Source organism: Cupriavidus metallidurans CH34 (assembly GCF_000196015.1).
Classification (GTDB): Bacteria; Pseudomonadota; Gammaproteobacteria; order Burkholderiales; family Burkholderiaceae; genus Cupriavidus; species Cupriavidus metallidurans.
This window is the reverse complement of the sequence record NC_007973.1, coordinates 717,316-732,940: the sequence shown is the minus strand read 5'-3', so window position 1 is coordinate 732,940 and position 15,625 is coordinate 717,316. Positions and strand designations below refer to the sequence as shown.

General features: G+C 64.8%; 16 protein-coding genes. 11 read left to right on the top strand and 5 right to left on the bottom strand.

Translation table 11 applies throughout. The features are described from left to right. Positions 1 to 83 precede the first annotated feature (83 nt). Genes RMET_RS03355 through RMET_RS03345 form a run of 3 tightly spaced genes read left to right on the top strand, consistent with a single transcriptional unit; the run spans position 84 to position 2,074 of the window. Positions 84 to 686: a LemA family protein gene (locus RMET_RS03355; RefSeq protein ID WP_011515522.1), complete on the top strand. Its 603-nt coding sequence runs from the start codon at positions 84 to 86 to the stop codon at positions 684 to 686. Positions 687 to 699: 13 nt separating this feature from the next. After that, the gene (locus tag RMET_RS03350; protein ID WP_011515521.1) at positions 700 to 1,524 is read left to right on the top strand and encodes a TPM domain-containing protein; all 825 of its coding nucleotides are present in this window, start codon (positions 700 to 702) and stop codon (positions 1,522 to 1,524) included. Positions 1,525 to 1,537: 13 nt separating this feature from the next. Next, positions 1,538 to 2,074 (top strand): TPM domain-containing protein, encoded by a 537-nt coding sequence (locus RMET_RS03345; RefSeq protein WP_011515520.1) that lies wholly within the window; start codon positions 1,538 to 1,540, stop codon positions 2,072 to 2,074. Between the two features lie 45 nt (positions 2,075 to 2,119). On the opposite strand, the gene RMET_RS03340 is transcribed toward RMET_RS03345, so the two are convergent. Both RMET_RS03340 and RMET_RS03335 read right to left on the bottom strand, forming a co-directional pair. Further along, positions 2,120 to 2,908, bottom strand: a complete 789-nt coding sequence (locus tag RMET_RS03340; protein ID WP_011515519.1) for an MHYT domain-containing protein — start codon at positions 2,906 to 2,908, stop codon at positions 2,120 to 2,122. A 322-nt stretch (positions 2,909 to 3,230) separates the two neighbouring features. Then, positions 3,231 to 4,487, bottom strand: coding sequence for an MFS transporter (locus tag RMET_RS03335; protein ID WP_011515518.1), 1,257 nt, complete (start codon positions 4,485 to 4,487; stop codon positions 3,231 to 3,233). A gap of 77 nt (positions 4,488 to 4,564) precedes the next feature. Between RMET_RS03335 and RMET_RS03330 the strand changes: the two genes are divergently transcribed. The 4 genes from RMET_RS03330 to RMET_RS03315 all read left to right on the top strand — a co-directional run bounded on the left by RMET_RS03330 (position 4,565) and on the right by RMET_RS03315 (position 9,696). Then, a complete protein-coding gene (locus tag RMET_RS03330) occupies positions 4,565 to 5,506 on the top strand; it encodes a LysR substrate-binding domain-containing protein (RefSeq protein ID WP_011515517.1) in 942 nt (313 codons plus the stop codon). Positions 5,507 to 6,536: 1,030 nt separating this feature from the next. Beyond that, positions 6,537 to 7,913, top strand: a complete 1,377-nt coding sequence (locus RMET_RS03325) for a sigma-54 dependent transcriptional regulator (protein ID WP_011515516.1) — start codon at positions 6,537 to 6,539, stop codon at positions 7,911 to 7,913. Positions 7,914 to 7,947: 34 nt separating this feature from the next. Further along, positions 7,948 to 8,394, top strand: coding sequence for a GtrA family protein (locus tag RMET_RS03320; protein ID WP_011515515.1), 447 nt, complete (start codon positions 7,948 to 7,950; stop codon positions 8,392 to 8,394). Positions 8,395 to 8,469: 75 nt separating this feature from the next. Continuing rightward, positions 8,470 to 9,696, top strand: coding sequence for a glycosyltransferase family 87 protein (locus RMET_RS03315; protein WP_011515514.1), 1,227 nt, complete (start codon positions 8,470 to 8,472; stop codon positions 9,694 to 9,696). A 24-nt stretch (positions 9,697 to 9,720) separates the two neighbouring features. Here the strand turns inward: RMET_RS03315 and RMET_RS03310 are convergent, their stop codons facing one another. From RMET_RS03310 to RMET_RS03300, 3 genes are read right to left on the bottom strand one after another with little or no spacing between them, the layout of a single operon-like run. Further along, the gene (locus RMET_RS03310) at positions 9,721 to 10,737 is read right to left on the bottom strand and encodes a glycosyltransferase family 2 protein (RefSeq protein WP_011515513.1); all 1,017 of its coding nucleotides are present in this window, start codon (positions 10,735 to 10,737) and stop codon (positions 9,721 to 9,723) included. Positions 10,738 to 10,778: 41 nt separating this feature from the next. Then, positions 10,779 to 12,017: a glycosyltransferase family 87 protein gene (locus RMET_RS03305; RefSeq protein WP_011515512.1), complete on the bottom strand. Its 1,239-nt coding sequence runs from the start codon at positions 12,015 to 12,017 to the stop codon at positions 10,779 to 10,781. Position 12,018: 1 nt separating this feature from the next. Beyond that, positions 12,019 to 13,275: a glycosyltransferase family 87 protein gene (locus RMET_RS03300; RefSeq protein ID WP_011515511.1), complete on the bottom strand. Its 1,257-nt coding sequence runs from the start codon at positions 13,273 to 13,275 to the stop codon at positions 12,019 to 12,021. 1,119 nt (positions 13,276 to 14,394) lie between these two features. Here RMET_RS03300 and RMET_RS03295 point away from each other — a divergent pair. From RMET_RS03295 to RMET_RS03280, 4 genes are all read left to right on the top strand, one after another. Next, complete coding sequence (locus RMET_RS03295; protein WP_011515510.1) at positions 14,395 to 14,568, top strand: Flp family type IVb pilin; 174 nt, start codon at positions 14,395 to 14,397, stop codon at positions 14,566 to 14,568. An 89-nt stretch (positions 14,569 to 14,657) separates the two neighbouring features. Further along, positions 14,658 to 14,831: a Flp family type IVb pilin gene (locus RMET_RS03290; RefSeq protein WP_011515509.1), complete on the top strand. Its 174-nt coding sequence runs from the start codon at positions 14,658 to 14,660 to the stop codon at positions 14,829 to 14,831. Between the two features lie 40 nt (positions 14,832 to 14,871). After that, a complete protein-coding gene (locus RMET_RS03285; RefSeq protein ID WP_011515508.1) occupies positions 14,872 to 15,045 on the top strand; it encodes a Flp family type IVb pilin in 174 nt (57 codons plus the stop codon). A gap of 37 nt (positions 15,046 to 15,082) precedes the next feature. Then, positions 15,083 to 15,586 carry an A24 family peptidase gene (locus RMET_RS03280; RefSeq protein ID WP_011515507.1) on the top strand — a complete coding sequence of 168 codons (504 nt, stop codon included), beginning with the start codon at positions 15,083 to 15,085 and terminating at the stop codon, positions 15,584 to 15,586. Positions 15,587 to 15,625 lie beyond the last annotated feature (39 nt).

Genomic DNA, 15,625 nt, shown 5'->3' with positions numbered 1-15,625 from the left:
CTTGACAGCTTTTGACGATGTACGGCAACCACCCTGCGCTACACTTCAACGTTATCGACCCCTGACATCTGCCGGAGCCCTAGATGCGCGCTGCCACTTCCACCGCCCTGTTCCGCTGGCTGGCGATCGCCATGCTGGCAAGCCTGCTCTCCGCCTGCGGCTACAACGACTTCCAGGCCAAGGACGAAGCCGTCAAGGCGGCATGGGGCGAGGTCATCAACCAGTACCAGCGCCGCGCCGATCTGATTCCGAACCTGGTCGCCACGGTCAAAGGCTACGCCACACACGAACGCGAGACGCTCGAGGCCGTCACCAAGGCACGTGCCGAGGCCACCAGCATCAAGGTCACGCCCGAGACCCTCAACGATCCCGAGGCTTTCGCGCGGTTCCAGCAGGCCCAGGGGCAACTGACCAGCGCGCTGTCGCGCCTGCTGGCCGTTTCCGAGAACTACCCGCAACTGAAGGCCGACGCCTCGTTCCGCGACCTGCAATCGCAACTCGAAGGCACCGAGAACCGTATCACGGTGGCACGCCAGCGCTACATCGCAGCCGTGCAGGATTACAACGTGCTGGCACGCAGCTTCCCGACCAACCTCACGGCGATGATCTTCAAGTACCCGGTCAAGCCGTCGTTCACCGTGGAGAACGAGAAGTCCATCTCCACGCCTCCCGCCGTGAAGTTCTGATACCGCGACCATCATGATGCGCAAGGCCGTCGTCTTCTGGTTCCTGGCGCTGATGCTGGCGCTGCCGGCATGGGCGGCGGACGGCTTCGTCGCCGTCCCCGCGCTCACGCAACGCGTGACCGATCTGACCGGGACGCTGAGCGCCGACCAGCGCAGCTCGCTCGAAAACGTGCTGGCCGAGTACGAGCAGCAGCGCGGCAGCCAGATCTTCGTGCTGATGGTGCCAACCACCGCGCCGGAGACGATCGACGCCTACAGCATCCGCGTGGCGGACGCCTGGCGCGCGGGCCGCAAGGGCATCGACGATGGCGTGATCGTGCTGATCGCCAAGGACAATCCGCCCGGACTACGGCGGATGCGCATCGAAGTGGGCCGTGGCGTGCAGGGGTCGCTGACCGATGCCATGTCGAATCGCGTCCTTCAGGACGTGATGGCTCCCCATTTCCGGCAGAACGATTTCTACGGCGGACTCTCCGCCGGCATTTCCGCCATCCAGGCATTGGTCGACAAGGAAGGACTGGCCGCGCCCAACCGCGCGCGCCAGACGCCCACCGAGAACGTGGCCGACTGGCTCCCGGTGCTCTTTCCGCTGGCGATCATCGTGTTCTTCTTCCTGTCCGCCATCCTGCGCAACAGCCGCGGCCCGCATGTCGTCACCGGCCGGCGCGGCTGGCCCGACGTCACCGCCGGGGGGCTCGGCGGCATGACCGGGTACGAAATCGGCCGCCGTTGGGGCGGTGGAGGTGGAGGGGGCTTCGGCGGAGGCGACTCCGGCGGTGGCTTCAGTGGCGGTGGCGGCGGCGGCTTCGACGGCGGCGGCTCATCCGGCAACTGGTAACGGAGAGACCATCATGAAAAAGGCCAGCCATCCGCGTCCGCCGTTTCATCAGTCGCTCAAACGCGCGCTGCGGCATATCGGTACGGGCCACAGCGTCGCGCGCAGGGCCTTTCCCGACGAGGCACGGCACCAGCTCCAGGTGGCCGTGCACACGGGCGAGCAGCATCATCGCGGCGAGGTGCGCGTCGTCATCGAGGCAAATCTGCCCCTCTCGCTGGCCTGGCGCGGCGTGACGCCGCGCGCCCGCGCCCGCACGCTGTTCGGCGCACTCGAAGTGTGGAACACCGAGGACCATACCGGCGTGCTGCTGTACATCAACCTGGCCGACCATGCGGTGGAACTACTGGCCGATCGCGGCATCGACGCACGCGTGAAGCCCGAGGCCTGGCATGACATCTGCGCCCATCTGGCACAAGGCTTGGCGCGAAACGTGTCGGTGGAACCGGTGCTCGAAGCCATCGCGCAGATTCACACACTGCTGACACGCCATTTCCCGGCCAGTGGCGGCAACAACCCCAACGAACTCGACGATCGACCGATCGTGCTCTGACCAGTCGCGCAACCGAGCGGAGCCATGCCCCGCCCGCGTTGCGCATCAATGGCGGCCGCTGGCCGACGCCACCGAAACCGATTGCGACCCGCTGCGCGTCGCCTCGATCACCAGAATGAAGATCAGCACCACGGCTGTCAGCGCGAAGACCGCATAACCCATGTTGTCGCCTTCCAGCGCGAGCAGCGTCGGCGAGTAGGTGCGGCCGGTGCAGATCATGGTGCCCGCCGTCATGCCCGTGTAGTGCATCCCGCAGACCGCCACGGCCATCACCAGCGCGGCGCCGATCTGCTGCGCCACGGTCTTCACGTTGGTGGCCAGCCACAGGCCGACCGCGGACACGACAATGGCGATCAACGCGGACAGCGCCACGATGAACAGATCCCACTCGAACACGCTGTTGGTGTGAATCGCGGCCATGCCGGTGTAGTGCATCACTACCACGCCAGTGCCCGTCAGCACGCCGCCCTTGATCGTATTGCTCAGGGGATTACCCGTGGGACTCGATGCCTTCGCCAGACCGGCGGCGGCAAACACCATCACGGCCAAAAGCGAAGCCAGCGTGACCAGCAGGCTGAATTCCATATGGGTCGGCGTCTGATACGCGACCATGCCGATGAAGTGCATCGCCCAGACCGCGCCACCGCCGAGCGCGACGCTCGCGCACATCAGGCGATCCACATCCAGGCGGCCGTTCGGTTTTCGGATACCCCGGCACCATCGCAGCGCCACGTAGGCCCCACACGCGGAGATCAGGAAGGACAGGCCCACCATGAGCCAGTTGTACGAATACGGCACGACTGCGCCGGGGACGGCTGCAAATCCGCTAAACATGTAGACCCCTCGTAGGACACCGACTGTTTTCCGCCTTCGGGCGAAGGCGTCGTTGTTACGGCAAATACATCTTGGGAATGCAATGCGTCGACAGCAGGTGATGCGGCGGATGCGCGCGAGGATGAGGACTGCAGTGGCCCTTTCTTGATGATTTCTTGCTGCGGATGCCCCCGCACGGACGCTCCGTGCGGGGGAGTATGGCGGGCGTGCCGGAGCACGCCAATAACCCATTTCGAGTAATTCCGGACGCCGGAAAAGCCGCTGCGCCCAAGAGTTTCGAGGCGCCAAAGGGGCGTTAAGATCGGCGCCTCCCGGAGAACGCTCAGGAGCGTTTTTCCATCAAGTACCAGATGGCAGCGAGCACCTGGATCACCACCAGCCCGGCCCACACCATCAGGTGCGCCGACACCGGGTAATGGTCGCCACTCAATGGGAAGAAATCGAGCACAAAGCCGATGCCCACCTGGAACACGAACGTGGCCAGGAACACGGTGAGCGTCATGGCGGTGGTGGCCCGGCCAATCAGCGCGTCGGGAAAGCGTCGCGCCAGCAGCGCGTACGTCAGGATGCCGGTAGACCCGAACACACCGTACAGCGCCCACAGCAGCCCCAGCGGCATGAACGGCAGCCGGGCCATCAGCAGCAACTGGATCACGATGAAGCCGATCATGCCGGTGCCGGCCAGCGCATACAGGCTGATGCCACGGCGCTCCAGGTGACGCGCAGCCCAGCCCGCGCCGATGCAACCGGCCATCATCGCAAACCCGATCACCGACACCAGACGCGCGCTCTCGCCGGGCCCCAGATCCTGCACATCGCGCATGAACGCGGTGACCCAAAGCGTCTGCACCGCCAGGAAAATGCCCTGGTTCAGCAGCGTCAGCGGCACCACGCGCCAGAAGCGTTCGCTACTCAGGATCTGCCGCGTGCCGCGCAACTGTTCGGCAAAGCTCTCCTTGCCCTGGCGCTTCACGTCGGGCACGCCAAACCAGAGCAGCGCGGCCATGCCGAACGATATGACGGCCATGCCGGCGCTGATGGTGCGCCAGTCGGTCCATGACAGCAGCCACGACAGCGGCGCACCCACGACCACCGCGCCCAGTCCGCCGATGGCCATGACAAGCCCGTTCAGCAATGGCATGCGCGACAGCGGAAACCACATCGACAGCGCCTGGATCGCGGCGCCCAGGCAGACCGATACGCCCACGCCAATCATCGCCCGCCCGGCAGCAAGCCCGACCATCCCCGGCGCCCAGGCGAACACGAGCGAGCCCGCCACGGCGAGCATCAGCATCACGGCCTCGGTACGGCGCGGGCCGAAGCGGTCGAGCAGGATGCCAGCCGGCAACTGGGCGCAAGCAAACCCGAGGAAATAGAAGCTCGTGAGCAAGCCGAGATCGCCCGCGGTAAGTCCCAGCTCACGCGTCAGGTAAGGCGCGAAGCCGAGATTGACACCCCGGAACACATAAGAGACCAGGAAGCCGAGCGAGAAGAACGCCAGCACGCGCCAGCGCGCGCCAGACGCATGGTTGGGCTGGGAGGCCATGTCAGTGGCCGGATGGGTGGTGGATGCAGTCATGCATGCATTGTCGTCACCGGCATGGTGCAAGACCAGCGAAAGATACCTGCGGCAATTGTGAGTAGAATTTGACGACCATGACCGATTCGCGCCCCCCGCGTCACTCGCGCTCCCCCCATCTGCCCCCGCTTCAGGCGCTTCGCGCACTGGAGGCAGCCACGCGCCACCGCAGCTTCACACGCGCAGCCGAAGAGCTGGCCCTGACGCATAGCGCCATCAGCCACCACATCCGCGCGCTCGAAAACAACCTTGGCACCAAGCTGTTCCAGCGCACCGGCCTCAGCATGACGCCGACCAGCGCCGGCACGCGCCTGGCCGAACAGGTGCGCGGCGCGCTTGACCAGCTTGAATCGGCCCTGCGGGAAGCCGGCAGTGTGTCAGGCCCACCCGTGGTGCAACTGCAGGTCAGTGTGATGGCAGACCTTGCCAACGCCTGGCTGATCCGCCGGCTGCCGAGCCTGCACGCACAGGCGCCCGAGCTCGATCTGCATCTGCGGCTGCATGCGGAGATTTCGCCGCCCGACCCCTACGCGGTGGACGTCGGCATCTGGCACCAGCGCGTGGACCTGCCCGGCTTCGAATGCCACAACCTCATCGAGGACTACGTGATCGCCGTGGCCAGCCCTGCGCTGCTGGCGCGATATCCGGGCTTCACCGTGGCGGACCTGCCCAGGCTGCCGATGCTGCGTTTCGCGCTCCGGCCGTGGCGCGACTGGCTGCTGCTGGCCGGACTGCCGCCCGACGAACCCGTGCGGGGGCCGATCTTCCAGGATGCCGGCCTGATGCTGCAATCGGCCGTGGCCGGCCTGGGCGTGGCCACCGCTCGCGCGCAGCTTGCGCACGACTACATCGCCAGCGGACAACTCGTGCAGATCGGCACCACGCGGATTCCATCGAGCCTGCATTACTGGGTGACCTGGCGCGAAGGCAATCCGCGCGAAAAGGCGATCCTGCGTTTTCATACCTGGCTCAAGGACCAGATTGCCGGCATTGCGCCGGAAAATGACGCTCAATTGTGAAACAGGTTGCGCATTTGGTTGCATAGCCAGTTTCAGAATTGCAACCATTTGACTCCGAAACTGGCAAATGCGTCCCTTACCCCTCCGAACTCATCCGTAAAGGCGAGGGCAAGTGAGAAAAATAGACCAAATGACGGACTGGAGCCGATATTTTCCCGATGGAATGGGTTCGGCATCGAGAATGAGTTTCAGCAACTGCGGGATTCTCCCTGACGCAGGTTACAGGCCAGGACTTATCTCAAGACAAGCCGTCCGGCAAAGTATCAAAAGAGAGACATCAGTCTTATGAAATTTCTTTGCCGAAAAGATTCCATAGAAACCCATTGATCGTATTGAATGCCCCCGTTAGGGGGTAAAAACATGCAATGGCGAGCATATGGGCTAATCAATTATGGGGACTAGCCCTTGGACGAACGCCGTGCGCCTGCCGATCATCAATCGCGCCAAGGTTTCATCAACGAAACACTTTTTGCGACTCTATCCCGCAATTTCCACGCGCCAAAATGAAAATCCTTAAAAATCAGGTGTTTAGCGAGATTGAGAGATCCACGACTATATTCCCGTCAAAGGGCTGATTCCAGGGACGGGTCAGTCGTGCGGCGCCGGAGTGCTCCCAGGCAATTCGATCCGCAAATAAGCGATGGACCGACGCAGTGATGCGCGGATCCAATCCGCGTGGTGGCATCTGGCGCAACAGCCGGGTGCCACCACGACGTCATAGTCCCGGGGTTTCTTTTCGTAGTTTGCGGCCTATTGGGGTAAGCAGTGAGTCCGGAAGGCCGGCCGGGAACAAGCTTGCGGGAAAACGGGAATCGGCGAATCCAACAGCCGGAATCCGGGGGTTAGTCACGATCACTACCAAGCGGCATGGGTTGCGCTTTGGTGTCGTGACGTTCGGCCGGGCGCAGCCGCGCCGGGCAGGCTTGCCTCCAGCGTTCCAGCATCCCCCTTCTCCCTCGAGCAACGTGGCCAAAGGCGTCCATGGCGCCTCGCCGCGCAGCGGGAAAAACAAAAAAAGCTGGGGGAAAAAATGAGTCACTATGTCAACCGCCCGTTGCTGTATGTCTCCAGGCATCACGACGCGTCGTTGTGCCGTTATCTGTCGCAGCACGGCTGGAAGCTGGTGTTCGCGAACAGCCTCGAGGACCTGGCCGCGCTGCCGCTCGATGGACCATTCTCGGCGGGCCTGCTCGATTTCCAGAGCGGCTTCAGCGATACCGATCTCGAGTTGATGGAGCCATGGCTGGCGACGCGCCAGATCGGCTGGATCGGTGCGATCAGCTGCGCCGACGAGCTGACAGACACCGCGCGCAAGCTGCTCGGCCTGTACTTCATTGACTACTACACAGCGCCATTCGACATGGCCGAGCTAAGCCGGACGCTCGGACACGCGGTTGGCATGGCAGCCCTGCGGCCGGGCCGCGAGCAACCAGCCGTGCCGCTGACGCGCCCGCACGGGATCATCGGCGAATGCAATGCCATGCAGGCGCTGTTCCGCAGCATCGAGAAGGTGTCGCGGTGGGACACGCCGGTACTGATCTCCGGTGAATCCGGCACCGGCAAGGAACTCGCCGCGCAGGCCATCCATCGCGCCTCGCGCCGGGCCAACCAGCCGTTCGTCGCGGTCAACTGTGCGGCCATCCCGCCCACCCTGCTGATGTCCGAACTGTTCGGCTACGAGCGTGGCGCCTTCACGGGCGCGACCAAGCGCAAGCCGGGCCGGATCGAGATCGCGCAAGGCGGCACGCTGTTCCTGGATGAAATCGGCGACATGCCGCTCGAGAGCCAGACCAGTCTGCTGCGCTTCCTGGAAACAGGCCGGATCGAACGGCTGGGTGGTACCGAATCCGTCGCCGTCGATGTCCGGGTCATCTCGGCCACGCACGTCGACCTCGAAGCCGCCGTGGCGACCGAGCGGTTCCGTGGCGACCTCTTTCACCGCCTGTGCGTGCTGCGCGTCAAGCAGCCCCCCCTGCGCGAACGCGGCTCCGATGTGCTGCTGCTGGCCGAACACATCCTGGATTCCGTCCGCAAGGACTCGCCCGAGCATATCCGCGGCTTTTCGCCCATGGCCCTGCGTGCCATCACCACTCATGCCTGGCCAGGCAACGTGCGCGAACTGCTCAACCGGATCCGCCTTGCCGCGGCGATGTGCGAGAACGGGGTCATCCAGCCCTCCGACCTCGAACTCGACACGCCCGTGGAAAGCAAGCCGCCGACGCTGGCCGCGATTCGCGAAGCGGCCGAGCAGGCCGCGATCCTCGAAGCCCTGCAACGCCACCACGAACGTTTGATCGACGTGGCGGCCGAGCTTGGCATCTCGCGAGTCACGTTGTTCCGACTCATGCGCGACTACAAGCTGCAGGTGCGGAAAGGCAACGTGGGACTGGTCTGCGTGCAGAACTGAAGGCGGGTGTCGATCCACGACGCGGAGTTCGAACATGCTGCAAGTCCAGTCCCGCTCCCGAGACGTGCCGGGCGAGCCAGCCGGCCATGCCATCTGGCATTGCCTGCCCGCGCGGGACACACTGGTCCGGCTCTTTCGATTCGGTGTATCCGGCGTCATCGCCACCGGCATCCACGTGGCCGTGGCCACTCCGTTGATCTACCTGCTCCATGCATCGCAGGTAGGCGCCAACGGCGTGGCGTTCGTCGTCGCCAATATCGCGTCGTATCTGCTCAATACGCTGTGGAGCTTCGGCGCTACCCCCACGCGTGACAGCTACGTGCGCTTTCTGATCGTATCGCTGCTGGGCCTGGGCCTGACGCTCGGCATCTCTGCCGGCGCGCAGGCGCTTGGCCTTGGCTACTGGGCCGGTCTCGCCGCGATCCTGTCGGTGGTGCCGGCGGTCACGTTCGTGCTGCACCGGACCTGGACGTATCGCTGACCGCGCAGCCTCACCATGCCACCGGGCGGGCGTGCCTTGCCCGGCCGGCCATCCGCTTCACCTCGAGGAGCCCCCATGCCAGCCGCCACCGACACGCCCAAGACGGCTTCGCTCGACAGCGCCACCCCGGCCCGCTGGCTCACGCCGGGACGCATCTGCCTCTATGCCGCCACCTTGCTGGTGCTCGAATGCGTCGTGGTCGCGGCGTGGTGGTACGGACACTCGGTCATTGCCAATCCGAGTGTGCCGCGTCTGGGTTGGGATTTCGTCGTCTACTGGTGCGCCTCGGGACTCGCGCAGATGCATGGCGCGGTCGCTGCCTACGACTGGGAACTGCTGCGCGTGGCGAAGACACCGCTACTGCCGAACACATTCGGTCCGTTCGCCTATCCACCCACGTTCCTGCTGATGATCTACCCGCTTGCCGCGCTGCCTTTCAGCATGGCGCTTGTCCTGTTCGCGCTGACGGGCATCGCGCTGTATCTGGGCTATCTGCGCGCCGTGGTCGGCAATCTGCACCGTTACTGGATCGTTCCCGCGCTCGCATTCCCGGGAGTCTGGACCACGCTGATTTCGGGTCAGAACTCGCTGTACACCCTGGCAGCCGCGGGTGGCGCGCTTTGGCTCATGCGCCGTCACCCGGTGGCTGCGGGAGCCTGCATCGCGCTGCTTTGTGTCAAGCCGCAGCTCGGCGTGCTGTTTCCCCTGATGCTCCTCTGCGAGCGGCGCTGGACCGCAATGGCTGCGGCAGCGGGATGCTCTGCGTTGTTCGTCGGCCTGACTGTCATGGCCTTCGGCGTCGACATCTACCCGGCATTCCTGCACAGCCTGGCGATGTTCCGCGAAACGGTGGCCGTGAACATCGACACGTTGCGCGGCGCGCCGACGGTCTTCGGTGTGCTGTACGTGGCCGGTGCCAGCATTCCGCTGGCTAACGGCGTGCATGCCGCCGTGGCGCTCTGCGCGATCGCGACGTGCGTATGGGTATGGTGCACCAAGCCTCGGCTCGCGCTGAGCGCTTCCGCGCTAGTGGTTGGTACCCTGCTCACGCAGCCCTACCTGATCTACTACGACCTTGCGTGGCTGGCCATTCCCGTGGCCTTGCTCTGCGTCGACATGATCCGGTTTGGCAGCCGTGGATGGGAGCGCCTGCTGCTGATCGTCACCTGGTTCGCGCCGATGCAGGGCCTCAGCCCGTTCTTCATCGACCACGTCCCGCAACTCGCGCCCCTCGTGCTGGTGTGCCTCCTTGGCCTGATCGTGCTGCGTCATCAAGCCGCGAGAAGCGCCGCCCAATCCTGAACAGAAGGGCGGCTTCAAAAAATCTCAGTGCCGCTTGGCGGCGGCCGCGATCGGAATGACGCGGCCATTGCCCACGGCGCGGCCTTGCGGACGGCGCTCCTGGTAGCGGCGCTTGACCAGATAGATCGGGCGGCCCTTCGATTCGTCGTAGATGCGGCCGATATATTCGCCCAGCACGCCCAGCCCGATAAGCTGGATGCCGCCGAAGAACAGCAGCAGCGACAGCACGGAGGCATAACCCGGCACGTCGACCCCCAGGATCAGCGTGCGCGCCACGATGAACGTGCCGTAGCAGAAGGCGATCATGGCGATGAACGACCCGACGTACGTCCAGCTTCGCAACGGCAGCGTGCTGAAGCTGGTGATGCCTTCGAGCGCCAGGTTCCAGAGCCGCCAGCCTGAGAACTTCGATTCCCCGGCGCAGCGCGGCGCGCGCTCGTACTGGACTACTACCGTATTGAAGCCAACCCAGGCAAACAGCCCTTTCATGAAGCGGTGCCGCTCGGGCAACTGCTTCAGCGCGTTGACCACGGCGCGATCCATCAGCCGGAAATCCCCGACGTTCTCCGGAATCTTCAGGTCCGACAGCCAGTTATGCACGCGATAGTAGGCAGTCGCGGTCACACGCTTCAGGAACGAATCGCTGGCGCGGCTGGCACGCTGCGCCAGCACCACTTCGGCGCCCTGCCGCCATTTCTCGACGAGGGTGGGAATCAGCTCCGGCGGGTCCTGCAAATCGGCGTCGATCGGGATTACCGCGTCGCCGAAAGCTTCGTCGATGCCCGCGGTCAATGCCGCCTCCTTGCCGAAGTTGCGCGTAAGGTCGATCACACGGATGCGGCCATCGCGCCGCGAGATGTCGACGAGCCGCGCGAGCGTATCGTCGGCACTGCCATCGTTGACGCAGACGATCTCGAAACGCGTGGCTGGCACCGATTCGAGGATCGGCACCACGCGGTCAAAGAACGTCTGCAGCGCGGTGCCTTCGTTGTAGAACGGCACCACCAGCGACAGGAGCTGGATGTCGTCATAGTCGGCCATGATCTATTTCCTCCCGGCACGCGTTGCCGCGCGCTCCGTCATCAGGCATTGAACGATGCCTTGTCCATCCTTTCCAGCCGGATTCGCCAGACGCCCAGCGCCAACGCGAGCATCAGCCCGAGCGGCAACGGCTGGAATCCGATCTCCGGACCTGTCACATGGCTCCACAGCGGCATCAGCCACAGCAGCACCAGCAACTCCCGCTCGCCCCGCAACCAGCCGGCGCGATGGCCGTGCGCGCCGAGCCAGGCAATTGCCAGCCCGAGGAACACGAGGTCGTAGTCATACAGGTAGGCCGGCACCAGCAACCCGGCCACCACAAGCACGGCGGCACGCAGCGCGAAGCTGCAGGGCCGGGACCACGCATACACCACCGACGCCAGCGCTGCTGCTGCCACCAGACCGTGTATCGCGTAAGGCAACAGCAAGCCGCCACTGATCAGCTTTATTGAGGCAAACACCGTTGGCATCCGCGCCATCAGTGCGGAGCCCTGCTCCACCGACTCGCGCGCCATGGCGGCGTTACGCAGAAATGCGGCGAAAGGCTCCGAGCCGAACACCAGCAGCGACGCCACCGTCAGCACCAGCGTCGTGAAAACCATGGCACCCAGCGCACGCCACGCGCGCGCGCAAAGCAGCGCCACCGGGACCATCAGCGCGAGCTGTGGCTTCATCGCCACCACGCCCAGCAGCACGCCCGCAAGCAACGGACGCGAGCGCAGGCACGTCAGTGCCAGACCGGCGCAGCCCGCAAGCCACAGCGAGTTCTGTCCGGTGGCCAGCACTACTACGATGCCGGGAAACGCAACCGCCGCCAGCCGGGCATCGCGCCATGACAACGTGCGACATAGCGCCCACGCAAACCAGGCAACGCCACCCACCAGAAACACGAACGTGGCCAGTCCATAGGGCAACAGCCCGAACGGCAGTACGAACCACAACGACATGGGCGGATACAGCCAGGGCAGCACACCATCGCCGATGGCAAGCCCGGGCACCGCGGAGAGTTCCACGTGCCGCAGCGCGCCCAGATCGTAGGGCGCAGCCGCCCCACTGGATAGCGCCAGCTTCGCCGTGCTCCAGAACACGACGAAATCGCCACCCGGCGCGAATACGCCCGGCACCTTCAACACGCAGGCGCGGAACAGCCAGATCCCGAAGTACAGCGCGTAACAGGCAAGCGCCACGCACGAATAGAGCCGCAACCGGCTGGCATCGAGCCAATGCGAGCGTGACGCATCGTCCCGTATCCGGCGCGCGGCAGCCTGCAGCGTGGCCATGTCAGGTTCCCACCGGCGCCGGTACCGACGCGGACGCAGTGCGGGCCATGGTCCGACGAACGGCCACGATCACGAGCAGTGCCGAGAGAACGGGGCCGATCTGCGGCATTCCGAACTTGGGGTTCATCTGTTCGAAGATCGGCAACCACCACGCCACCAGGAACAGCAGGCGCTCGCGGTTGGACAGGCCATGACGAATGCCATCGCCGACGAGACCCGCGACCGCGATCCCCATCCACGTCAGTTCGTAGTGCCGGACATACGGCGTGGCCAGCAACGCGGCGGCGGCGAGCACGGCGGCGCACAGTGGCGCCTCGCGCGTGCGAGACCACACGTAGACGACGGCCGCCGCGGCGGCGAGCGCTGCCAGCCCTTGCACGGCGTAAGCCGAATCGCGGCTCAACCCTGACAGTTGCGCGGCGGCCAGCACCGATGGCATGCCGTACCACCCTTCCGGCGTACCTTCCACAAGATTTGCGCGGGCCCACGCAACACTGTTCAGGAATGCCGGAATCGTCTCCCAGCCACAGATCACGACGCTGACCGCCGCGAAGACCGCCGCCGTGGTGGCGGCGCTCGCCAATGTACGAAAATGGCGACCCGCGATCAGCGCCACCGGAATCAGCAATGCCAGCTGCGGCTTGATGGCCAGCAGCCCGATCAGGACCCCGGCCAGAATCGGCCGCTTGCCCAGCAGGCAGATCGCGCCACCGACCAGCGACGCCGTCAGCAGCGAGTTCTGCCCGAGGATGACCGAGACCAGGACAGCCGGCGACGCCAGCACCGGCAGCCACAGGCCGCGCCGCAGCATGGAGCCGGCTCCGACCAGCCCGCCAATCGCGCACAGGTAGGCATAGACACTTGCGGCGATGAACAGCACGTAGCTGAACGCGAACGGCAATGTGGCCAGCGGCAGGACCACCAGCAGGAACGTTGGCGGATATAGCCACGGCAGGACGGCAGTGTTGCCGATGTCGAGCGGCCCGTAGGTCGCCATCACCTCCAGGTGCCTGGCCACGTCGTAGGCCCGCACTGCCCCCTCGCTCAGTGCCAGATACGATGCGCTCCAGAACACGGCAAAATCGGCACCCGGACGACTGACGTGGCTATCGGTGAAGCCCTCGGTGTACCAGGCCCACGTCACCATCAACACCGTGAACAGGAACAGCACGGCCGCGCTGTAGACGCGGGCGCGATCCAGATCCAGCCACGCCCCGCCTTGCCTCCCCGTGTCCGCCCGCACTGCTTCCTGACTCATGACTCACCCCGTTCCCTTGTGTTCTTGGCTTGTGTTCTTGGCTTGTGTTCTTGCCTTATGTTCTTGCAGGTGCCATGCCGCGGTCTTGTCCGAACGTCGGCAACGCCTGGTGTTGCCTAAGTCTTGTCACGCGAACGCGTTAGCGCAAGGCACCCCAAGGGGTCGAGAACGAGCCGGCGCCCCGGAAAACGCGATCCGTGCCCGCAACGTTTCCTTCCTGAATCACGCGCGGATTGGAGATGGAGAATGGCGTCGCACAAGCGATTGCGGGCGACGCGCAAAGCCAGCGCGCGTGCCGCCCCGCAACGCAGGCAACCACGCGCGTTTCCATTCGGAAACATTGCCCTCGGCGGGGTCTGCTTCATCCATCAGTCGGGCCGGTGCAGGCATCGCACGGCCATGCACCCACGGTTGTCATCCTCCAGGGCGAACCGGCTGCGTCAGGCGCCGCACCTGACTAGTTCTTTTGGATGAGCGACACATCCGCCCGCCCTAGTGATGTTGGCGATCCATTCATGCCGGGGCTGACCCACCGGTGGGCTCATCCAAAATAAATCAGGGCCCAGCGTTTCCAGCTGGCAACGACGCGGGCCCGAAACGCGGCATTCCGCCCGCATCGCCGCAGCACCCGCCAGGCGGACCTCCCCGCAAAGCCTTGTGGGACAACGAATTCATCAGGGCTGGCCCACGGATTGCCTATGCCAGCCTGCGGCACCGTCACTCACGGTAAGCCGCAACTGCCAGCAAGCTGTTCGCCGCCGGCAGGAAAACAAAGATTCGGGGAGCAACACCATGCCAGCTATCGGTCAGCTCGTGAGAATGCATCGGACTATGGGTCGCATTGCCGCCGCTCGCAGCGGCGGCAGCGTGCCCTACCGTTGCATGGTTCGCGCAAGCCACGCCCAACACGCGGCACGGTGCATCCACGCCTCCGCCGAGCGACGGCTGCAGGCGCGTTGCCCTCACGGCGCAAGCGTCGGCGCTGGCCGTTGGCCATTTCATTGCTGCGCGATCTGCGCGCCGCCGTCCTGCCGCTTCCTCCCGCTCTGAAATCACAGTTGTCTGTTCGAAGTTTCTGTCCGTAGTCGCAAGCGTGCTTTTCAACCCAAGGAGTCCACCATGCAACGTCTGACCCAAAACCTGAAGCGTTTCGTCCGTGATGAAGACGGCGTCACCGCCATCGAATACGGCCTGATCGCCGCGCTCATCGCCGTCGTGATCATCGCCTCGGTGCAACTCGTCGGCCAGAACCTGAGCAAGGTCTTCAGCCTCATTGCCGGCGAACTCGGCTAACAGCTCGACGGTTTGCGACGTGGCCGGTACATGGGCCACGTCGCAGCCTTCGATACCAGCCATCACGGACCCCTCCCAAGGAGAGCCACATGTCTAACCACTTCGTCAGCCTGAAGGCATTTCTCCGCGACGACGACGGCGTCACCGCCATCGAGTACGGCCTGATCGCCGCCTTGATCGCGGTCGTGATCATCGCCTCGGTGCAGCTCGTCGGTACGAACCTGAGCAGCATCTTCAACACGATCGCCTCGGAACTGTCCTGAGCCTAGTCACCCGACACGACACGCCATCGAGGAGACCACCATGTCCAGTCTCAAGATCATGTGCGACACCTTCCGACGTGACACGCGCGGCGTGACGTCCATCGAGTACGCGTTGCTGGGGGCGCTGATTGCCATGGTCATCATCGGCGCGGTGAGCCTCCTCGGCACCAATCTCAAGGCGCTCTACGACATGGTCGCCGCGGAGGTGCCCTGAAACGGGCCGCACCCAACCAAAACGAGCCGAGCACGCCATGACCACCATCCCGACGCTCTCACCCTATATCGGCCCCATCGTTATCGCGGTGGTGCTGACCGCCGCCGCCACGGATCTGCAGCGGCGCCGCATTCCGAACTGGCTGACGTTTGGCGCGTGGCTGGTGGCGTTGCCCGTCCAGATGACGATCCACGGCCTGGCCGCCGGCGCGTCCACCTGGGCGCTGGGCTGGCTGACGGGCCTTGGCATCTTCCTGCCCATTTACCTGCTGCGCGGCATGGCCGCCGGCGACGTCAAGCTGATGGCCGCCGTGGGCGCGTGGCTCGGCGCAAGTCTTGCCGCATCGATCGCGCTGGCGTCGTTCGTCATCGGAGGCGTGTGGGCCCTGACGCTTGTGCTGGCATCCGGCAAGGGCCGCCAGGTCGTGCGCAACCTCGGCGGGATCGCGCTCACTGGACAAGGTGGCGCATCCGTCGGCTCCCTGCCCTATGGGGTGGCGATCGCGGCCGGCACGCTGACCATGCTGTTCGCCAGCACGTGATGGACCAACAGGACCGCAAGGGACAAACACAAGGGGAAC